18 protein-coding genes are annotated in these 19,819 nt (G+C 61.4%); 12 read left to right on the top strand and 6 right to left on the bottom strand.

The genetic code is table 11. From position 1 onward, the window contains the following. The first annotated feature begins 407 nt into the window (after positions 1–407). The 9 genes from Q0O99_RS03020 to Q0O99_RS02980 all read left to right on the top strand — a co-directional run bounded on the left by Q0O99_RS03020 (position 408) and on the right by Q0O99_RS02980 (position 9,784). Entirely contained in the window at positions 408–2,327 is a 1,920-nt protein-coding gene (locus tag Q0O99_RS03020; RefSeq protein ID WP_293748406.1) for an ATP-binding cassette domain-containing protein, read from the top strand. Between the two features lie 52 nt (positions 2,328–2,379). Beyond that, positions 2,380–2,997 carry a LysE family translocator gene (locus Q0O99_RS03015; RefSeq protein WP_293748404.1) on the top strand — a complete coding sequence of 206 codons (618 nt, stop codon included), beginning with the start codon at positions 2,380–2,382 and terminating at the stop codon, positions 2,995–2,997. Between the two features lie 7 nt (positions 2,998–3,004). Further along, entirely contained in the window at positions 3,005–3,922 is a 918-nt protein-coding gene (locus Q0O99_RS03010; RefSeq protein ID WP_293748402.1) for a DMT family transporter, read from the top strand. A 34-nt stretch (positions 3,923–3,956) separates the two neighbouring features. Then, positions 3,957–5,150, top strand: a complete 1,194-nt coding sequence (locus tag Q0O99_RS03005; RefSeq protein ID WP_293748400.1) for a PLP-dependent aminotransferase family protein — start codon at positions 3,957–3,959, stop codon at positions 5,148–5,150. Positions 5,151–5,152: 2 nt separating this feature from the next. Continuing rightward, positions 5,153–5,767 (top strand): glutathione S-transferase, encoded by a 615-nt coding sequence (locus Q0O99_RS03000; RefSeq protein ID WP_293748398.1) that lies wholly within the window; start codon positions 5,153–5,155, stop codon positions 5,765–5,767. A 14-nt stretch (positions 5,768–5,781) separates the two neighbouring features. Next, positions 5,782–6,720 (top strand): PhzF family phenazine biosynthesis protein, encoded by a 939-nt coding sequence (locus Q0O99_RS02995; RefSeq protein ID WP_293748418.1) that lies wholly within the window; start codon positions 5,782–5,784, stop codon positions 6,718–6,720. A gap of 35 nt (positions 6,721–6,755) precedes the next feature. Next, the gene (locus Q0O99_RS02990) at positions 6,756–7,727 is read left to right on the top strand and encodes a threonine dehydratase (RefSeq protein ID WP_293748396.1); all 972 of its coding nucleotides are present in this window, start codon (positions 6,756–6,758) and stop codon (positions 7,725–7,727) included. A gap of 145 nt (positions 7,728–7,872) precedes the next feature. Then, positions 7,873–8,547 carry a histidine phosphatase family protein gene (locus Q0O99_RS02985; RefSeq protein WP_293748394.1) on the top strand — a complete coding sequence of 225 codons (675 nt, stop codon included), beginning with the start codon at positions 7,873–7,875 and terminating at the stop codon, positions 8,545–8,547. A 76-nt stretch (positions 8,548–8,623) separates the two neighbouring features. Continuing rightward, the gene (locus Q0O99_RS02980) at positions 8,624–9,784 is read left to right on the top strand and encodes a hypothetical protein (protein ID WP_293748392.1); all 1,161 of its coding nucleotides are present in this window, start codon (positions 8,624–8,626) and stop codon (positions 9,782–9,784) included. Between the two features lie 18 nt (positions 9,785–9,802). Here the strand turns inward: Q0O99_RS02980 and Q0O99_RS02975 are convergent, their stop codons facing one another. After that, positions 9,803–10,630 (bottom strand): creatininase family protein, encoded by an 828-nt coding sequence (locus tag Q0O99_RS02975; RefSeq protein WP_293748390.1) that lies wholly within the window; start codon positions 10,628–10,630, stop codon positions 9,803–9,805. Between the two features lie 89 nt (positions 10,631–10,719). On the opposite strand from Q0O99_RS02975, the gene Q0O99_RS02970 reads away from it, so the two are divergent. The 3 genes from Q0O99_RS02970 (at position 10,720) to priA (ending at position 16,763) form a co-directional block, all read left to right on the top strand. Beyond that, positions 10,720–13,068: a thioredoxin family protein gene (locus Q0O99_RS02970; RefSeq protein ID WP_293748388.1), complete on the top strand. Its 2,349-nt coding sequence runs from the start codon at positions 10,720–10,722 to the stop codon at positions 13,066–13,068. A 75-nt stretch (positions 13,069–13,143) separates the two neighbouring features. Then, positions 13,144–14,259, top strand: a complete 1,116-nt coding sequence (gene hemE / locus Q0O99_RS02965) for a uroporphyrinogen decarboxylase (protein WP_293748386.1) — start codon at positions 13,144–13,146, stop codon at positions 14,257–14,259. A 398-nt stretch (positions 14,260–14,657) separates the two neighbouring features. Then, entirely contained in the window at positions 14,658–16,763 is a 2,106-nt protein-coding gene (priA, locus tag Q0O99_RS02960; protein ID WP_293748384.1) for a primosomal protein N', read from the top strand. Positions 16,764–16,781: 18 nt separating this feature from the next. Here the strand turns inward: priA and Q0O99_RS02955 are convergent, their stop codons facing one another. The 5 genes from Q0O99_RS02955 to Q0O99_RS02935 all read right to left on the bottom strand — a co-directional run bounded on the left by Q0O99_RS02955 (position 16,782) and on the right by Q0O99_RS02935 (position 19,720). Further along, on the bottom strand, positions 16,782–17,750 hold the full coding sequence (locus Q0O99_RS02955) for an AEC family transporter (protein WP_293748382.1): 969 nt from the start codon (positions 17,748–17,750) through the stop codon (positions 16,782–16,784). A 332-nt stretch (positions 17,751–18,082) separates the two neighbouring features. Beyond that, positions 18,083–18,385 carry a high-potential iron-sulfur protein gene (locus tag Q0O99_RS02950; protein WP_293748380.1) on the bottom strand — a complete coding sequence of 101 codons (303 nt, stop codon included), beginning with the start codon at positions 18,383–18,385 and terminating at the stop codon, positions 18,083–18,085. Positions 18,386–18,439: 54 nt separating this feature from the next. Continuing rightward, positions 18,440–18,910 (bottom strand): hypothetical protein, encoded by a 471-nt coding sequence (locus tag Q0O99_RS02945; RefSeq protein ID WP_293748378.1) that lies wholly within the window; start codon positions 18,908–18,910, stop codon positions 18,440–18,442. Between the two features lie 26 nt (positions 18,911–18,936). Continuing rightward, the gene (locus Q0O99_RS02940; RefSeq protein ID WP_293748376.1) at positions 18,937–19,470 is read right to left on the bottom strand and encodes a demethoxyubiquinone hydroxylase family protein; all 534 of its coding nucleotides are present in this window, start codon (positions 19,468–19,470) and stop codon (positions 18,937–18,939) included. Between the two features lie 13 nt (positions 19,471–19,483). Next, a complete protein-coding gene (locus Q0O99_RS02935) occupies positions 19,484–19,720 on the bottom strand; it encodes a hypothetical protein (protein ID WP_293748374.1) in 237 nt (78 codons plus the stop codon). Positions 19,721–19,819 lie beyond the last annotated feature (99 nt).

The following is a 19,819-nucleotide window of genomic DNA, read 5'->3' as shown; positions in this document are numbered from 1 at the left end:
AATCGACGTGGTCACCATCTCTGATTTCCACATCTTTTTTATTTCATGAGCGTTTGTTAGCTAATTAAAGCTAAGTTCCGAAGAACTTGGCAATCACCATCAAACGCCCACGCTTATCGGCTGTATATTTTTAAAGAACCTAGGCAACTTTCATCACCTTATCTTGCTACGCTGCGATCAGCGAAGCCTTAAATTATGACACAGTTATTTAGACCGAGTCAAGTTTTTGAAATTTTTTTCGATCCTGACGATCTTTTCAAAAACCTCTTCGCTGCTTGGTTTGGCTTTCTTGCGAAAGCTGCTTTATATGCAGCGAAGCCCTCTATTGTGACACAGTTTTTTGCTCTTCAACCATCTTTTTGATTTTTTCGGCAAATTTTCCTAGCCGACCCCCGGATAATGGGCTCATGGCATTACTCACACTTCTGAACGCGTCTCTGGCTTTTGGCCACGTCGCACTCCTCGATCACGCCGACTTCTCTTTGGAGACGTCAGAGCGGATCGGCTTGATTGGTCGCAACGGCACTGGCAAATCGTCCTTACTCAAGATCCTGGCGGGCATGGAGCGCCCAGACGACGGTCACTTGCATGTACAGCAAGGCGTTCGCATTGCGTACGTGGCTCAGGAGCCCATCTTGATGGCTGAGCACACCATTTTTGAGTCTGTGCGCGAAGGCTTGGCCGAAGTGGTGCAATGGATCGACGATTACACCCACAGCCGGGGCGACCTGGACACTTTGCAGGGACAAATCGAATCGCGCGATGGCTGGGGCTGGGAGCAACGGCTGGACGAAACCCTGCAACGCCTGCAACTCGATCCCAATGCAGTCGTGCAATCGCTGTCCGGGGGGATGCGCAAGCGTGTGGCCCTGGCGCAAGCTTTGGTGACCCGCCCTGATGTCCTCTTATTGGACGAGCCCACCAACCACCTGGATCTGAACGCCATCACCTGGCTGGAAGATCTGCTGATTGACTTCAAAGGCAGCGTGATCGCCATCACGCACGACCGCGCGTTTTTGGACCGCATCGCTACCCGCATTGTGGAGTTGGACCGCGGCAAGCTGCGCCCTTACCCGGGCAACTACGCCGCCTACCAAGTGCAAAAAGAAGAGCAACTCGCTCAAGAATCCGTGATCCAGGCCAAAGCCGACAAGTTGTTGGCCCAAGAAGAGATCTGGATCCGCAAAGGCGTCGAAGCGCGCCGCACCCGCAGCCAAAGCCGGATCACGCGGCTGCAAAATCTGCGCGGTGAACGTGCAGCACGCCGTGAAAAGGTGGGCAACGTGAAGATGGAAGTGGCCTCAGGCGTTCCGAGTGGCAAACTGGTGGCCGAGCTGACCGACGTGACCAAAAGCTTCCCCCAGCCGGACGGCAGTGTGCGCACAGTCATTCAAAAATTTACCGGCACCTTGCTGCGCGGCGACAAGATCGGCTTGCTGGGCCCGAACGGCGCAGGCAAAACCACCCTTCTCAAATTGATTCTGGGCGAGCTCGAAGCGGACAGCGGTCAAGTACGTCGAGGCACCAAGCTCGAAGTGGCCTATTTCGACCAAATGCGCGATGCACTGGACCTGGACGCCACACTGGAAGACTTCATCAGCCCCGGCAGCGAATGGATTGAGATTGGCAACAAACGCCAGCATGTAAAGAGCTACTTGGGCGATTTTTTATTCTCGCCCGCACGCGGCACATCGCCAGTGCGCTCTTTGTCAGGAGGCGAGCGCAACCGCCTGCTGTTGGCGCGCTTGTTTGTCCGCCCAGCCAACGTGCTGGTGTTGGACGAACCGACCAACGATCTGGACATCGAAACCCTGGAGTTGCTGGAAGAGTTGCTGCAAACTTACGAGGGCACGGTGTTCCTGGTCAGCCACGACCGTGCCTTCATGGACAACGTGGTCACGGGCATCATTGCCTGCGAAAGCGCCCCGGACCAGCCTGGTTTTTGGCGCGAATACGAGGGCTCGGTGCAAGACTGGCTGGTCCAATCCAAACGCGCTCAGGCCATTCGGGCTCAAGCGGCACAACGCAGCGGCACCCCACCTCAGGCTGCCCCAGCCGCAAGTTCCAGCCCAGCAGCAGCCGTCCCTGCAGCAAGCACGCCAACCCGCAGCAAGCTCAGCTACAAAGAACAGCGCGAGCTGGCAGAGCTGCCTACAAAGATAGAGAGCTTGGAAAAAGAGCAAACCAACGTGCGAGCGCAACTGTCCGATGGCAGTGTTTACCAGCGCGATCCCGGCCTGGCGCAACAACTGTTCCGCCGCGACACGGAAATCGACGACCAGCTGCTGGCCGCCATGGAGCGCTGGGAAACTCTGTCGGCACGTTGAACCGCACGCCTGAAGTACCCACAAGGCCTCATTTCATGCGACATTCAAAGCCATGACCTCTTCTGAACTCAGCGCCCTGTTGGTGCTGGTCACTGTGAGCAGCTTCACGCCCGGGCCGAACACCACCTTGTCGACCGCCATGGCCGCCAACCATGGCCTGCGCCGGGCCATGCGCTTTGTGTGCGCGGTGCCGGTCGGATGGGGCATTTTGTTTGCCCTGTGCGCCACGGGGCTGGGTGGGCTGGTGGTGGCCTTCCCGCCTTTGCGCTGGGGCATCGTGACGCTGGGCACCGGTTATTTGCTGTGGCTGGCCTCACGCTTGTGGCACAGCGGCAGTTTGCAGCAGGCCGACAGCGCCAAGCTGCAAGTGGGCTTTGTGCAAGGCGTTGGCCTTCAGTTTTTGAACATCAAAGCCTGGATGCTGGCCCTCGCCATCGTGGCGGGCTGGGTAGCTGGACGTGAAGACGCCACGGCCCGCACACTGCTGCTGCTGCCCATCATGGTGGCCTATGGTTTCGTGAGCAACCTGACCTACGCAGTGGCGGGCTCGATGCTGCGGCACTGGCTGGCGCACGGTCGCCGTTTGCTGATGTTCAACCGCTGCATGGCTTTGGCGCTGGTGGCCACAGTCTTGTGGATTCTGAACGGCTTGCGCCACAGCGCAGGCTGACCCCCGCATGAACAACACCCCCCAACAACGCGAAAACCTAGGCATGTGGCTTGGCCTCTTGGGTGTCGTCTTTTTTGGACTCACCTTGCCCATGACGCGCTTGGCCACGGGCACGGTGGACGCACCGCAAATGTCGCCCTGGTTTGTGACCTGGGCACGCGCCGCGCTGGCCGGTGGCCTGTCGCTCGTGTACCTTGTGGCGGTTCGCGCGCCTTGGCCCTTGGCTGCGCAACGTGGGCCGTTGTATTTGTCGCTGGCTGGCAACGTGATCGGTTACCCCTTGCTGCTGGGATGGGCGCTGAGGCACGTCACGGCCAGCCATGCCGCGGTCATCACCGCCTTGCTGCCACTGGCCACAGCCGCGGCGGCGGCCTGGCTGATGCAGCAACGCGCACGCCTGGGGTTTTGGGTCTTTGCCGCTTTGGGCAGCGCCCTGGTCGCGGTTTACAGCGTGCTAAGAGCTGCACAAATGGGTCACGGCTTTGGCCTGACCTGGGCCGACATGCTGCTGGTGGGTGCCGTGGTGGCTGCCTCGCTGGGCTATGTGGCCGGAGCCAAAGTCACGGCCAGCATGGGCGCGGAGAAAGTCATCAGCTGGGTTTGTGTGATGGCGTTGCCCCTCACGCTGCCCGGAGCCTGGCTCACCTGGCCCGAGCAAACCATAGCGCCCATCTCGTGGCTGGCCCTGCTGTACGTGGGCGTGTTCTCCATGTGGGCGGGGTTTTTTGCCTGGTTTCGCGGCCTGTCGCTGGGTGGCCCGCTGCGGGTGAGCCAACTGCAACTGCTGCAACCTTTCATCAGCATTCTGGCGGCCATGCCTTTGCTGGGAGAATCACTCGATGCCATGACCCTGGGTTTTGCCCTGCTGGTGGTGGCCACGGTTTTCATGGGGCGGCGCATGGCCAACACCCCAAAGTCGAACTGAAAAACCAACTGAACAAACCATAAAGGAGCACCCCATGCACTGGCAAATGGCCCGACGCGCCGAAAAAATGAACCCCTCGGTGATCTGCGAGATCCTCAAGGTCACCGAAAAGCCCGGCATCATCAGTTTTGCGGGCGGCCTGCCCTCGCCGCTGACTTTTCCGATCGACGCCATGCGCGAAGCCAGCGAACGCGTGCTGAGGGATAACGGCAAAGCCGCCTTGCAATACGCCGCCAGCGAAGGCTATGCGCCCCTGCGCGAATGGGTCGCGCAAGACCTGCTCAAGCAAGGCATGAAAGTCAGCCCCGACCAGGTGCTGATCACCACCGGCAGCCAACAAGGCCTGGACCTGGTGGCCAAAATCCTGATCGACGCGGGCAGCCGCATCTTGGTCGAAACCCCCACCTACTTGGGCGCACTGCAAGCCTTTACCCCGATGGAGCCCATCGCCGTGGGTGTGAACAGCGACGACCACGGCGTGGATGCCACCGACTTGCGTTCCAAAGTGGGCACGGGTACGGACAAAGCCCGCTTTGTCTACCTGCTGCCCAACTTCCAGAACCCCACCGGACGCACCATGACCGAAGAGCGCCGCGCCGCCGTGGCGCAGGTGGCTGTCGAATGTGGCTTGCCGATCATCGAAGACAACCCCTACGGCGACCTGTGGTTTGACGCACCCCCCGCTCCCTCGCTCAGCGCACGCCACCCCGAAGGCAGCGTTTACCTGGGCTCTTTTTCCAAAATTCTGGCACCCGGCCTGCGCCTGGGCTATCTGGTCGCCCCCAAAGCGCTCTACCCCAAACTGCTGCAAGCGAAACAAGCGGCCGACCTGCACACGCCCAGCTTCAACCAGCGCGTGGTGGCCGAAGTGCTCAAAGACGGCTTCATCGAACGCCACGTGCCCACCATCCGCGCCCTCTACAAACAGCAGTGCGAAGCGATGCTGGCCGCGCTGGACCGCGAAATGGCGGGGCTGGGCCTCGCCTGGAACCGCCCGGTGGGCGGCATGTTCCTGTGGGTGCAACTGCCCCAGGGCCTCAAAGCCGTTCCCCTTCTGGACAAAGCGGTCGAAAAAGGCGTGGCCTTTGTGCCCGGCTCGGCGTTTTACGCCGAAGGTGCTAGCGAAAACAACTTGCGCCTGTCGTTTGTGACCGCCACCGTCGACCAGATCAACACCGGTATGGCCGCGCTGGCTGCGGCGATCCGCGAGTCCATGCTCAAGGCTTAAACATGCTCAAAATTTGGGGACGAATCAGCTCCATCAATGTTCGCAAGGTCGTTCTTTGCGCGCAGATGCTGGACATCCCCTTTGTGCGCATGGATGCTGGATTGAGCTTTGGGGTGGTGAACACCCCTGACTACTTGGCGCTTAACCCCAACGCCATGGTGCCGGCCATCGAAGATGGGCCGTACACCCTTTGGGAATCCAACGTGATCGTGCGCTACCTGTGCGCACGGGAAGGTCGGCTCTGCCCTTCAGACTTGCACACCCGTTTTATGGCGGAGCAATGGATGGATTGGCAACAAACCACGCTCAATCGGGCCAGCGGCGTTGCGTTTGTTCAATGGATTCGAACACCCGAAACGCAACGAAACCACCACCTCATTGCGCAATCGGTCGAGGCCACCGAACCCCTGTTCGCGTTGCTCAATGAACAATTGCAACACCGCCCGTTCATGGCTGGAGATCAGCTGAGCATGGCCGACATTCCCCTGGCATGTGAAGTCCACCGTTGGTGGGGTCTTCCCCAAAGCCGCCCCAGCTGGCCACATCTGGAACGTTGGTATGCCCAAATGCGCCAGCATCCCGGCGCTGCAGGCGTGCTGGATTTGGCCTTATCTTGAAAGACTTCTGAATGATGACCTCCCGCCCCTTCCAACAAGTCGACGTCTTCACCGACACCGCCTTTCTGGGCAACCCGCTGGCCGTGGTGCTCGATGGCACAGGTCTGAGCGATGCGCAAATGCAGACCTTTGCCGCCTGGACGCAGCTGAGCGAAACCACCTTTGTGCTGCCGCCCACGCCCGAAGGTTTTGCGGGCGGTGCCGATTACCGGGTGCGCATTTTCACGCCTGAGGCTGAGCTGCCTTTTGCAGGTCACCCCACGCTGGGCACGGCCCACGCCTGGCTGAAGGCGGGCAACAAGCCTCGACAAAGCAGCCTACTGGTGCAGGAATGCGGCGTTGGCCTGGTGACTTTGAAGCAGTTGGGTGAGCGCTGGGCTTTTGCTGCGCCACCCTTGAAGCGCTCGGACATCTCCTCTGAAGACCTGGCCCCTGTGCTGGCGGCTTTGGGTCTGGATGCGTCAGAAGTCATGGCCGCCCAGCACCTGAACAACGGCCCACACTGGCTGGGCCTGCTGGTCCATGGTGTGGGCACGGTGCTGGCCCTGGAGCCTGATCATGTGGCTTTGAAAAAGCTGGGCACCAAAGTCGGCGTAGCGGCCAAGCGGCAAATGCCCGACGCCACCGAGGCCCATGGCCTGATCCGCCGCGCCAACCGCGAAGCGCGGGCGTTCACGGCGTCCAACACCCGCATCGCCAATGACCCGACCGACTTGGAAGTGCGTGCCTTCGCCGCTCCCGTGGGCATCACCGAAGACCCGGTCACGGGCAGCCTGAACGCATCGCTAGCGCAATGGCTGATGGCCGACGGCCACATGCCTGCCGGCTACAGCGCCCGCCAGGGCACGATTCTGGGGCGCGCAGGTCAAGTGTTTCTGTCGCAAGACCCGCAAGGCCAAGTCTGGGTGGGTGGCGATGTGGTTGGCTGCATCCAAGGCAGCGTCAGTCTGTGACTCCTGAACCCAAACCTTGAACTACCGGAGCCACCATGCACACCGATCTGCCCACACTGGCCCAAATCCAAGCAGCCACGCCAACGATCTACGCGGCCTTTGGCCCCACACCCCAGTACCGGTGGACCACCCTGAGCCAGCGGCTAGGCACCGACTGCTGGGTCAAGCATGAAAACCACACCCCCGTGGGCGCCTTCAAGGTGCGCGGTGGTTTGACTTACTTTGAACACCTGGCCCGCTCAGGCCAGATGCCCTCCAAAGTAATCAGCGCCACCCGGGGCAACCATGGCCAGAGCATCGCTTATGCGGCAGCACGCCACGGCGTGGCCTGCACCATCGTGGTCCCACTGGGCAACTCCGCAGAAAAGAATGCCGCCATGCGGGCGCTGGGTGCGCAGCTCATCGAACAGGGTCATGACTTCCAGGCCGCCCGCGAACACGCTCTGAGCCTGGCACAGGCAAGCGGTGCGCACATGGTGCCCAGCTACCACCCAGCCTTGGTGCTCGGCGTGGCGACTGGTTGGCTCGAATTTTTTCAGGCTGTCCCAGCGCTCGATGTGCTTTATGTACCGATTGGCCTCGGCTCGGGTGCCTGCGCCGCATTGGCGGCCAAGCAAGCGCTTGACCACCCTGTCAAGGTGGTGGGCGTGGTCAGCGCACACGCCACCACGTACCTCGACTCGATGGCGGCAAACTGCGTGGTCGAAGCCCCGGTCAGCACCGTGCTGGCCGATGGCATGGCGGTGCGCCGTGCCGACCCCCAAGCGCTGGCCATTTTGCAGGCTGGATTGGACCGCGTGGTTCAGGTCAGCGATGCACAGGTGGCCCAAGCCATGCGCGACCTGTACACCGACACCCACAACCTGGCCGAAGGTGCAGGCGCTGCCAGTTTTGCAGCCGCGTGGTCCGAACGCGAACAACTGCGCGGGCAAGTGGTGGGCACCACCTTGTGCGGTGGCAATGTGGACGCCAGCACCTTGTGCCAGGTGCTGCAAAACCGCACCTGAAGGCCGCAGGACCCGGCTCTTTGACGCCATGGAAACTCAGCCAGCGCGTCAACCCTGACGCCAATGGCTGACCCACTCCAAACCAGAAAAGCCAGGTCGCTCTTGGGACAAAACCAGCGCACGTCCACCACCACAATAGACGTCCATGGGAACTCTCTATCTGGTCCGCCACGGACAAGCCTCTTTTGGGGCCGATGACTACGATCAACTCAGCCCGCTGGGCCGCCAGCAGGCCGTGCGCTTGGGTGAATACCTGCGGCCCAAACTGCAGGGCCAACCCATCGAGGCCGTGATGATGGGCAGCTTGAAGCGCCACCGCCAAACCTGGGAAGGCATTGCAGAAGGCGCGGGCCTGCCGCACACACCGGCCGTCTGGCCGGGCCTGAACGAATACGACAGCCACGCGCTGATCGAATCCATCTACCCTAAGCCGTTGGCCAAGCCCGACACGCCCGAGCTGTACCGCCACCACTTTCGTTTGCTGCGCGATGCCCTGCAGGCCTGGATGGCCGGGCGCACCCAACCGCGCGGCATGACCAGCTACGCCGACTTTGTGGGCGGCATCGAAGCCGCGCTCGACCATGTGCGGCAAAACCATTCGGGTGACGTGATGATCGTCTCCAGCGGCGGCCCCATCTCCACAGCCGTGGGCCGGGTGTTGGGCACCCCCCCAGAAACCACCATCGAGTTGAACCTGCGCATCCGCAACACGGCGCTGACCGAGTTTGTGTTCAACCCCAAGCGGCACATGCTGCTGACCTACAACACCTTGCCGCACCTGGACAGCGACGCGTACAAGGACTGGGTCACCTTCGCCTGAAACCCTCCATTTCCCTACAAAAATTGGGTGTAATCCCTAGGGAAAACCTTGCAATTGCACGGGCAAAATGGGCGGCATGAATTGTTCGCCCGCCAGGCTCGCCCTTCGGACGCTGGAAGGCGGCGTTGAGCTCACCCGCACACCCGCCGATCAGGCCGATCGCCTGGCAGCCCAACTGAGCGCGGACCTGCGGGAATGGGGCCTTCAGTCGGCGGTTCAAGCCTTGCTTGAGCCCCTCGAAGACGGCACGGTGGCCTGGGTGGCCCGCTTGCAGCCCGAATTCCAACAACACCACATGCCCGGGCACGACAGCCTGAACCTGCACCGCACCCTAGGGGACGGCCCACACGCCGATGCGGCTTGGGCACTGGAGCGCGAAATTTGGGTGGCCCTTTTGGGTTCACCCCACCGATTTCGGTTTGCCAACTTGGCGGCTTTGAAATCCCATGTGCGGGTGCGTCGCAACATGGCCATGGCCGCCCGCTTGACCGCGCTGGCCTTCAAAACCGAAGCGGCCGAGCGCCCCGAGGCCGATTGGCACTACGAAGAAGACCCCGGCTTCATCCTCAAGCCAGGTCGCCCCCTGATTCAAGCCCTGATCGCCGCCACGCAGCCCGAGGCCACCGGCAAGCTGTACGACTTCTCGTGCTACCGCGCCACCGAATACGTGATCTTGCTCGGCATCGCGCAAGAGTTGCAGGCGCACAACCCGGCCTTGCTGGCCGAGTTGCAGCAATTGAACGAACGTCACGCGGTGCGCTCGGGCCAATTTCACGAGGTGTTTCTGGTCGAGTACGGCAGCATGGAAGCCCCCTTGCCTGCCCGCTTTTATGTGCCAGGCGACCGGCTTTGGTTTCGCAACCCCGACGAGCGCTCCTCCGACGTCACCGGCTACGAGGGCTCCTGGGTCATGTACATGGGCGGCGGCTTGTTCAGCAACTTCTGGAAACGGGAAACGCCCTTCACCCTCGAATCCAAAGCCATCGAAATCTTCCACTGGAAGGACGGCGTCTGCACCGACACGCAAGGCGAGCTTCAGATGGACGAGACGGTGGTGGAACGCCTGGTGGCGCAAACCCAGGCCAATCCCGAGGCGAGAGCCCACGTGCTCGAACGCATGCTGCGCATGCGCGACCCCAAGGGGGTGTATGGGCAAGGCGGCTGCATCGACACGACCCGCGAATACCCCAAAAACGTCAGCCGCGAACACTGCGAGCTGGTGCTGCCCCGCTTCTGAACCCCAGCCCGCCGGGGCTTAGCCCACCTGGTCGTTGAGCGTATCGGGGGGCAATTGGTCGAGCTCAATCAACAACTGCGCCAGCGCCCGGCCCGAAGCATCCAACAAAGCTCGGCCTTTGGCCGCCGTGGCGGCAGCCGCATTGCCCGCCGCGCCATGGCGGTTGTAGTCCTGCATTTGCCAGCCCAGTTTGGCGCTTTTGCCGTTGCCCAAAATCTCAAAACGCGCAGCACGGTCTTGCGAGGTGGACCGAAAGTTCTGCGCTCGATCCATGCGCACGGTGTCCGGGCGCAGCGCCAGCATCATCGAGGTTTCGGTGTCGCCCGCGTGCACGCCAAAGCGGTGCTCTTCGGGCGGGAACAGCGCATTCACGTCGCCCCCCTGTGCATCGCGCAGCGGCAAATTGAACCAACTCACGCTGTACACCAGCATGCCCAAGCGGGCCCGCAGGTCACGCGCCACGATGTCCATCACGCTGACCTGACCGCCATGGGCGTTCAAAAGCACCAGTTTTTTCACGCCACTGGCCGCCACCGACTCGCCAATGTCGGTCCACAAACGGATCACAGTTTCGGCCCTGAGCGTCAGGGTGCCAGCAAAACGGGCGTGCTCGGGGCTCAGCCCCACCGCCTGGGTGGGCAAAAACAGGACGGATAAGTCGGCTGGCAAGTGCGGCAAGCAAGCCGAGACCACGCCATGGACCAAATCGGTGTCCACCGACAGCGGCAGGTGCGGGCCATGCTGCTCGGTGGCGGCCACGGGCAGCACGGCCATCGTCCGTGCATGCGCCAGCGCCTGAAAATCGAGGGTGGTCCAGTCGGCCCAAAATCGCGAAGGGTTTTGCATGTTGGGCATCTTAATGGAGCGCGGCCGTGTACAGTGCCTTTCGCAGAAGGTTCCGCTTCAGGTGTTCGGGGCCACAAAGAAGGATTGGCGTGAAAGTTTCCGTGTTCTCGCGTGGTTGGGCCACGGTTCAGATTGGGGTGCGTGGGTTGGGCTTGTGCGCGCTGTTGTGGGCGTGCGTGCCCAGCCTGGCGCAAACCGGCGCCCTGTTTTCCTCTCAATCGAGCGCCAGCAATTCAGCCACCCACGCCTTGCTGAGCAGTTCCACCCATGTAATCAACACCGCGCAGGTGCGGGCCGAGTTGCAGGTGCACGCCCCCCAAGGCATCCAGGCCGGGCAAACCTTTTGGCTGGGCCTGCAGATCGAGCACCAACCCCATTGGCACACCTATTGGCAAAACCCGGGCGACTCGGGCTTGCCCACCCAGTTGCAGTGGCAGCTGCCTGCAGGCTTGCAAGCCGGCGCGATCGCTTGGCCTTTGCCCAAAAAATTCCGGATTGGCAGCTTGGCCAACTATGGCTACGAAGGCCGTGTGCTGCTGACGGTGCCCGTAACGGTGGCAGCCGACTTCCGCTTCCCGGACACGGGGCCACTGAGCCTTCCATTGCAAGCCGATTGGCTGGTGTGCCGCCAAGAATGCATCCCGCAAGAAGGCCGCATGAGCCTGAGCCTGGCCTCTGCCGCGCCGCAAACACCGCACGCGGCAAGGTTCGAAGCGGCCCAAAAACTCAGCCCCCAGCCGCTGCCTCAGCTCAAGCAAGGCGGCTCCTGGATCACCGGCGGCCAGACCACGGTGTCGGACGATGGCCGGCAACTGAGCTTGCAGGTGCATGGCCTGCCCGTCAGCTGGCGTGGCCAAATGCTCAGCGCTATCCCGATCACCGCCAGCGTGGTGCACAACGCGGCCGTGCAGGGCAAAGGCTGGACGCAAAACTGGCAAGGCGCGGTCTGGCAGGCGCAAATCCCGGTGTCTGAAGAACGCGGCGACAGCCCCCAAACCCTGCGTTGGGTCATCGCAACGGGGCCGGAGTCTGCGCCCCTGGCCCCTGCTTTTGAGCTGAACACACCCGTGCAAGGCTCTTGGCCCCCACTGGCACAAGCCGCGCCTGCCGAGATCTCGCCCGCTCTGGCCAAGGCCTTGGCTGAGAATGCTCGCGCTGTGCAAAAACCAGCGGCCTCCAGCACCGCGGCTTTGGGCCTGACCTTGGCCATTTTGGGGGCGCTGGTGGGCGGCTTGCTGCTCAACCTGATGCCCTGCGTGTTTCCGGTGCTGGCCATCAAGGTGCTGGGCTTTGCAAAGGCCGGTGCCACTCAAGCCCAACACCGCGCCGCCGGGATGGCCTACACCGTGGGTGTGGTGCTGTCGTTCATGTTGCTGGGCGGCCTAATGCTGGCCTTGCGTGCCGCTGGCGAGCAGCTTGGTTGGGGCTTTCAACTGCAGTCACCGATCGTGGTGGCGGCTCTGGCGCTGTTGTTCACCGTGCTGGGCCTGAACCTGGCGGGCGTGTTTGAATTCGGGAACATGCTGCCCAGTCGCCTCGCGTCTTTGCAAAGCCGCCACCCGACCGTGAACGCCGGTTTGTCAGGTGTGTTGGCCGTGGCCGTGGCTTCGCCCTGCACCGCGCCCTTCATGGGCGCGTCGCTGGGCTTGGCGATTGCGCTGCCTGTGTGGCAGGCGCTCCTGGTCTTTGCCGCCATGGGCGTGGGCATGGCCTTGCCGTATTTGGCGGCCAGCGGGTGGCCAGGCATCGCGCGCGCCCTGCCGCGCCCTGGGGCCTGGATGCTGACTTTCCGCCAAGCCATGGCCTTCCCCATGTTTGCCACCGTCATTTGGTTGCTATGGGTGCTGGGTCAGCAAACCGGCATCGACGGGGCCAGCGGTTTGCTGGCTTTGCTGCTCACGGTGGCATGGCTGGCTTGGGCCCTGGGCCTGACAGGCCGCACGCGCTGGGTTATGAGCAGCCTGGCCCTGGCCACTTTGCTGTGGCTGGGCAGCAGCTGGCTGCCTTTGGCTTTGCGTGAAGCCCCTGCAGCGGCACCTTCAGCCACATCGGCCAGCAGCACCAGCGAGAAAAACGCCACCGGACTGCCCATTTGGCAAGCCTGGTCAGAGGCGCAAGTGCAAAGCCAACTGAGCGCCGGTCGCCCAGTGTTCGTGGACTTCACCGCGGCCTGGTGCGTGAGCTGCCAGTACAACAAAAAAACCACCTTCGCCGATGCCAAGCTGCTGGCCGACTTTGCAGCCCGCCAAGTGGTGCTGATGCGTGCCGACTGGACCCGCCGCGACCCCGCCATCACCCTGGCGCTCACGGCATTGGGCCGCAGCGGCGTGCCGGTGTATGCCTTGTACGCGCCGGGCCGTGCGCCCGTGCTGCTGTCCGAACTGCCCAGCGTGGCCGAAGTGCAAGCGGCGCTGCAGGCCCTGAGCTCTGGGCGTTGAACGCCCGCCCTTCACTTCCCTCTTTGACGCCCGCCGGACAGTGATACGTCCTTGCAGCCTGCGACAATGGCGGACATGAGCACTTCTTTTGCCCCCCTCCAAAACGACAGCTTCTTGCGCGCCTGCCTGCGCCAAGCCACTGACCACACCCCCGTCTGGCTCATGCGCCAAGCCGGGCGCTACCTGCCCGAGTACCGCGACACCCGCGCCAAAGCCGGCAGCTTCATGGGCCTGGCCACCAATGTCGACTACGCCACCGAAGTCACCCTGCAGCCCCTCGACCGTTACCCGCTTGACGCGTCCATCCTGTTCAGCGACATCCTCACCGTTCCCGACGCCATGGGCTTGGGCCTGAGCTTCGCTTTGGGCGAAGGCCCCCGCTTTGCCAAAAACGTGCGTGATGAGGCCGCCGTGGCCGAGCTGGCCGTGCCCGACATGAACAAGCTGCGCTACGTGTTCGACGCGGTCACGTCGATTCGCAAGGCGCTGAACGGCCGCGTGCCCCTCATCGGCTTTTCCGGCAGTCCCTGGACGCTGGCGTGTTACATGGTCGAGGGCGCGGGCTCGGACGACTACCGCCACGTCAAAACCCTGATGTACAGCCGCCCGGACCTGATGCACCGCATTTTGGCCATCAACGCCGACGCGGTGGCCCTGTACCTGAACACCCAAATCGAAGCTGGTGCCCAAGCGGTCATGGTGTTTGACAGCTGGGGCGGCGTGCTGGCCGATGGGGCATTCCAACAGTTCAGCCTGGCCTACACGGCCCGCGTGCTGGGCCAGCTCAAAACCGAGCACAACGGCCAGCGCATCCCCAGCATCGTCTTCACCAAAGGTGGTGGCTTGTGGCTGCCCGAGATGGCGGGCCTGAACTGCGATGTGCTGGGCCTGGACTGGACCATGAACCTGGGCCGAGCACGCGCCCTGGTGGGCGGCGAAGTCGGCGGCCCCGGCAAAGCGCTGCAAGGCAACATCGACCCGAACATCTTGTTTGCGCCGCCTGCGCAGATCGCCACCGAGGTGCACCGGGTACTGGACAGCTTTGGCACGCCGCACACCGACCGCAGCACCACAGGCCCCACGCACATCTTCAACTTGGGCCATGGCATCAGCCAGTACACCCCGCCTGAGCATGTGACGGCGCTGGTCGAGGCGGTGCACAGCCATTCGAAGGCCCTGCGCCAAAAGTGAGCGCAGCGGGCTGGTACCTGTTGCCTGCTAGCATAAAAATCAAGCGCACAAACACTTTTTTTTACAAAATAAAAGCTGCTGGATGCTTGACTTATGCACAAAAGTAAACAGCACCTGAAGACCCATCGTTTTGCTGCACAGCAACACAAGCGGTCCCAACCCCCTCGCGCAAGTCGTTGATTTTATTGAACTTTATTTCCTGCACATTGGATGGGCATTTTGATGGAAGGCTTGATTTTCAAGGCTTCCCGGGCATCCCGACAGAGTTTTCAACAAAGTTATCCACAGATTTTCTGGATCAACCCCAAAGCTCTTTGAAATCAAGGACTTAGCCCCTCTTTCAAGAATTCAGCTAACTTTCAATACTGACAAATTCACAAACCAACATCGGAAACAATGTGAGCGCACACCACTGGATCGATGTTGCCGTCCAGACCCCGGCCCACAGCCCCGTAGGGGGGCTGTTGACTTACCGCAGCCCATTTGGGGTGCAGTTGGGACAACTGGTGCGCGTGCCCTTGGGCAAGCGAGACGTGCTGGGTGTGGTCTGGGCGCTGCGCGATGCAGCACCGGCGGACATGCCCGAATCGGCAGTGCGCGACGTGCTGGGCGTGCTCGAAGGCCTGGCCCCGCTGGACAGCGCATGGCGGCAACTGGTGCAATTTTCGGCCCAATATTACCAGCGCTCTTTGGGCGAGGTGGCCTTGGCGGCGCTGCCGCCCCAGTTGCGCGACTTGACATCCGAGCAACTGGCGCGACGCCTGAAAAAACAGAGCGCCGACCGTGCCGTGCAAACCTCGCCCGGCCCCGCCCTTTCTAAAGAGCAAGGCACCGTGCTGGCGCAAATGGCCAGCGGCACCGGGCCCTTCTTGCTGTTTGGCAGCACCGGCAGCGGCAAAACCGAGGTGTATTTGCAAGCCGTCGAACGCATGCTGGCCACCGACCCACAAGCCCAGGCTTTGCTCATGGTGCCGGAGATCAACCTCACGCCCCAGCTCGAAGAGCGGGTGCGAGCGCGTTTTGGCAGCGAAGCGGTGGTCTCCATGCACAGCGGCATGACGCCTGCCCAGCGCCTGAAAGGCTGGCTGGCCGCCCATGCAGGCCACGCCCGCATCGTGCTGGGCACACGCATGGCCATTTTTGCCTCCATGGCTCAGCTGAAACTGATTGTGGTCGATGAAGAACACGACCCCAGCTACAAACAGCAAGAGGGCGCACGCTATTCGGCGCGAGACTTGGCGGTGTACCGGGGTAGGCTGCACAACGCCCCGGTGCTGCTGGCCTCGGCCACGCCTTCGCTGGAAAGCTGGCACCACAGCCGCCCGGCTGATGCCGAAGACCCAGGCGGTCGTTACCAACGCCTGCTGATGCCCTCGCGCATTGGCACAGCTCTTTTGCCCAAAGTGCGGCGCGTGGACATGAACAAACAACCGCGCCGCGCCGTGCTGTCCACCCCTTTGGTGGCGGCCATCCAAGAGCGGGTAGAACGCGGCGAGCAATGCATGCTGCTGCTCAACCGCCGGGGCTATGCGCCCGTGCTGCACTGCGCCGACTGCGGCTGGAAAAGCGAGTGCAAGCACTGCAGCGCATTTCGCGTGTTCCACAAAATCGACCGCACCCTGCGCTGCCACCACTGCGGACTGACCGAGCGCGTGCCCCGGGCCTGCCCCGAATGCGGCAACGCCGACATCGCGCCCATTGGCCGCGGCACCGAACAGCTGGAGGAACACCTGGGCGAGTTGTTGGCGCACGTCTTGCGCCCTGACGGCACCCCGGTGCGCATCGCCCGCATCGACGCCGACAGCACCCGCTTGAAAGGCGCACTGGAAAGCCAGCTGGCCCAAGTGCACTCGGGCGAAGTGGACGTGTTGGTCGGCACACAAATGATTGCCAAAGGGCATGACTTTCGGCGCATCACGCTGGTGGCTGCCGTCAACCCCGACACGGCCCTGTTCTCGAGTGACTTCCGAGCGCCCGAGCGGCTGTTTGCGCTGCTCATGCAAGCCGCAGGCCGCGCCGGACGTGACGCCGCACAAAGTGCCACCAGCGAAATGTGGGTGCAAACCTTTCACCCCCAGCACGCGCTGTTTGAGGCGCTCAAAAAACACGACTACCCGGCCTTTGCCGCCAGCGAATTGGCCGAGCGCACCGCCGCCGATCTGCCGCCCATCAGCCACCAGGCCCTGCTGCGCGCCGACGCCCGAACCCAAGAAGCCGCCCAAGCGCTGCTGACCGCCGCCCGCGAAGCCCTGGAAGCCCAGCTGAGCGCCGACCCGTCCACGGCGAATTGGGTGCTGCAAGTGCGTGTGTACCCCGCCGTGCCCATGAGCATGCAGCGTGTGGCGGATGTAGAGCGCGCCCAGATGCTGCTGGAAAGCCCCAGCCGCATGGCGCTGCAAAAAGTGTTGTGGCACCTGCACGCCGTGTTGCACCAAGTGCGCAGCCAGCCCGAACACAAAGGCGTGATCCGCTGGCTGGTGGACGTGGACCCGCAGGCGATTTGAGCCCGCCCGCCTCGGCCCTCAGGCCTGGAACAAGGCCACCACCCCGGAAAAGGTAAAAAACGCCGCCACCGTGGTCACCAGGATGATGCGCGCGATGCGCCCGTTGTCGGCCCCCAGCCGCTCGGCCAACAAGGACACATTGCTGGCACTGGGCAGCGCAGCCACCAGCACGATCACCTGCAAGGCAAAAGGCTCGATCGGCACGCCCCATTGCATGGCGGTCAAGCCGACCAACAAGACCAGCAAGGGGTGCAGCACCAGCTTGATCAAAGCCACGGGCAAGTAATCGCCCATGCGCAGCGGCCCGTGCGGCCGCTCATGGGCCAGCATTTGGGAGCGCGCCAGCACCGCTCCAATGGTGAACAAGGCCACGGGCGAAGCGGCATCGGCCAGCAAACCCACCGTTTCGTTCACCGGGCCGCTCAAGGCCCAATCGCCGTAAGAAAACGCAGCCCCCAAAGAAATGGCCCACGGCATGGGGTTGCGCAGCACCCCCGCCAGCGCTTTGCGAGCGGCCACCACGGCGCCATGCTCCCCTGCCGCATCCATGCGCGACAAGGCCACGCACAAAGAAGATGTGATCACCAAGTCCACCACGATGGTCACAATCGCAGGCCCCACCGCCTGCGCCCCCAGCAAAGCCACCAGGAGCGGCACGCCCATGAAACCGGTGTTGGGAAACGCCGCCACCAAAGCGCCCAAGGACGCGTCGTTCCAACGGATGCGCCCATTCAGGCTGATGGCGATGCTGAACGCCACCAGCACCAGCGCGCAAAACAAATACGTGAAAAACACCCCCGCATCGAGCAGCTGCGCGATGGGCGTGTCCGCGCCAAAACGAAACAACATGCAAGGCAGGGCAAAAAACAGCACAAAGCCGTTTAACCCCGAAATTGCCTCCAGCGGCATCAACCTCAGGCGGGCGGCGGCATAGCCGCACAGTACCAAGGCAAAAAAGGGAAAGGTGACGCGCAGGACTTCCAACATGCCGAGATTGTCAGGGCATTTCAGACGCAGCCAAGGCCGCTTGCCTGACAAATGCTTGGGTGTGACGGTTTCCTCGAATGAGTGTGTACAAACATGCGCTCTGACCGAAATTCCACTCAAGCCCCGCAACTGGTTGGATGCCTGGCTCACCGCGTCAGCGCAATAACCCGGGGTACCGGTATTGTCCTGAATCACTGTCACGCCTGGATATTTAGGCCTTTAGAAATATCGATCAAGATCATCCCGTTGCGTCACACGAAGCCACCGCTTCTTGGGCGCTGGAAAGCTTCACAACATTCGTTTTGTGAACACCAGTTAGGGCAGTTGGTTCATCAGCCTTTTTTGGCCCATGCATTGCACCAGCCCTTGCCTGCCACTTGCTTGCCAGCAAACAAGGGGCATCCGCCCCATGCGTCACTGGCTTTGCCTTGGTAAAGCGCGCAGTTTGTGCACACCTGACCAGCGGCATATTTCGGAAACTTCTTTTTGTCGGTTTTGGTGGCATCTGCGAAGTAACCAAGGGCGACCGCTTGTGGATCTTTCTCGTCCAATTTGGCTTGGCTTTTTGCAGCCGTAGACAGCATCGAGCCACCCGCAGCGAGAGCGAAGAAAAATTTGCGTCTGGTGTTGTTCATGAAAATTTCCTTGGGGTTGAGTAAAAAAGTTAATACAAAAAAACGGCTGTGGGCCTAACGAATCAACATCAAGATTTGGTCCGCTGTCACTTGGACCTTCACTTCGACAAGAGCGCCACCCACTCGCAGTTGGGGATAGCCAAGCCCAACCACGGTAACTCGACCTGGTTTAGCGGCAGGTACAGGTGCTTTGGTTTGAGCTTGAGAGCCATCCGCAGGAGTCATTGGTTTGTCTCCCAAGCATGCGGACAGCAATGCAGGTTCTGTGATTTCCAGGGTCTGCAAATTTTTCAACTCATCTTTCTTGGAACTGGAAATTGCTCGGCCCAAACCATCCAACAAACGCACCGAGTCAAATTTCGGTGCCCATTGGCCATTGCTGTCCAGACGGCCTGCAGTGATACACGCAACATCCGATGCATGTGCAACTGAGCCACAAGAGATCGACAAAAGCAAAACAATGCGCAGCAGCTTTGAACAAAATGATGGGGTTTCAGGACTACGTTTGAAGAGGTAAAGCATCATCAGAAGTTGTCCTTAACTCATGGAGATCAGATGCGTCGAGCCAAAACCACGGCTGCGGAAGAACCTTGACCGACAGTCCAACACCAAGCGCTTGTCAAAACGCCAAGACTTTTGCCAACCAGAGCGGCAGACTCATCTCGGTGGTGCTGCTCGTCTGCTTGACACCGAATCAAGAGTGGCAATAAACCTTCGGGCCCACCAAATTCATGAAGATGATCGATTTGTTGCTGGTAATGACGGTCTACAAATGTCTCTACTGCAGCGATCGTGGCGTAGACCGCACACCGACCAAACAAGGCTGGCAATGCGCCTGTCAGCCATCCCGCCAAGCGCCAGGGGCCAAGTAACAGGCTCTTTTGTGATGCCGGCAACCAATTTGTAACCTCTGTCAAATGGTCGGCTTCAGTCGCCCCATGGGCTTTGGCAAAGTTGAGCAGTTCAGCATCACCGCGCCATCGCGCTACAGCTTCAATGCCTTTGTAGATATAAACAGCACCTGTCTCGCCTGCATGGTCAGAGCGAAGTTCTCGGAGAAGGTGAGGAGACAGATGCTGTGTCACAAGCGATTTAGGCTTAGACGCCCAAGAGCTTCTTGGCTTCAGCCAAGGCTTTCATCGACTCGGTGTGCTTGCCTTCCTTGTGCAATTTTTCACCTTCTTCGCGCAAGGCTTTGACTTTGGACATGTCTGCAGCAGACAAATTCGCAGTGGGCACTTTGGCGTCGATGGCACGCATCTCGCCAGGGCAACCATGCGCTGAAGCCATGGTTGCAAAACACATCATCATTGAACCCAAAACCAGTTGTTTCATGGCAATCTCCAAAAATTGAACCGTTAGCATATTTGAGTTGAACCGACCACAGACACTTGTTGAGGGCTTTATCCCCAACTGAGGCTGGGGAATTGGCTA

Origin of the sequence: Limnohabitans sp. Rim8 (assembly GCF_945901735.1) — a bacterium.
Classification (GTDB): domain Bacteria; phylum Pseudomonadota; class Gammaproteobacteria; order Burkholderiales; family Burkholderiaceae_C; genus Limnohabitans_A.
Note: the sequence above shows the minus strand (reverse complement) of the source record. Positions and strands in the feature narration are given on the sequence as shown.

Excerpts from the sequence above, each read along its gene's own strand:
- Q0O99_RS02945 (WP_293748378.1), bottom strand. The coding sequence starts at position 18,910 with ATGATGCTTTACCTCTTCAAACGTAGTCCTGAAACCCCATCATTTTGT.
- Q0O99_RS02980 (WP_293748392.1), top strand. The coding sequence starts at position 8,624 with ATGAATTGTTCGCCCGCCAGGCTCGCCCTTCGGACGCTGGAAGGCGGC.
- Q0O99_RS02995 (WP_293748418.1), top strand. The coding sequence starts at position 5,782 with ATGACCTCCCGCCCCTTCCAACAAGTCGACGTCTTCACCGACACCGCC.
- Q0O99_RS02975 (WP_293748390.1), bottom strand. The coding sequence starts at position 10,630 with ATGCAAAACCCTTCGCGATTTTGGGCCGACTGGACCACCCTCGATTTT.
- Q0O99_RS03010 (WP_293748402.1), top strand. The coding sequence starts at position 3,005 with ATGAACAACACCCCCCAACAACGCGAAAACCTAGGCATGTGGCTTGGC.
- Q0O99_RS02935 (WP_293748374.1), bottom strand. The coding sequence starts at position 19,720 with ATGAAACAACTGGTTTTGGGTTCAATGATGATGTGTTTTGCAACCATG.
- Q0O99_RS03005 (WP_293748400.1), top strand. The coding sequence starts at position 3,957 with ATGCACTGGCAAATGGCCCGACGCGCCGAAAAAATGAACCCCTCGGTG.
- Q0O99_RS02990 (WP_293748396.1), top strand. The coding sequence starts at position 6,756 with ATGCACACCGATCTGCCCACACTGGCCCAAATCCAAGCAGCCACGCCA.
- Q0O99_RS02955 (WP_293748382.1), bottom strand. The coding sequence starts at position 17,750 with ATGTTGGAAGTCCTGCGCGTCACCTTTCCCTTTTTTGCCTTGGTACTG.
- Q0O99_RS02985 (WP_293748394.1), top strand. The coding sequence starts at position 7,873 with ATGGGAACTCTCTATCTGGTCCGCCACGGACAAGCCTCTTTTGGGGCC.
- Q0O99_RS03020 (WP_293748406.1), top strand. The coding sequence starts at position 408 with ATGGCATTACTCACACTTCTGAACGCGTCTCTGGCTTTTGGCCACGTC.
- hemE (WP_293748386.1), top strand. The coding sequence starts at position 13,144 with ATGAGCACTTCTTTTGCCCCCCTCCAAAACGACAGCTTCTTGCGCGCC.
- Q0O99_RS02950 (WP_293748380.1), bottom strand. The coding sequence starts at position 18,385 with ATGAACAACACCAGACGCAAATTTTTCTTCGCTCTCGCTGCGGGTGGC.
- Q0O99_RS03015 (WP_293748404.1), top strand. The coding sequence starts at position 2,380 with ATGACCTCTTCTGAACTCAGCGCCCTGTTGGTGCTGGTCACTGTGAGC.
- Q0O99_RS03000 (WP_293748398.1), top strand. The coding sequence starts at position 5,153 with ATGCTCAAAATTTGGGGACGAATCAGCTCCATCAATGTTCGCAAGGTC.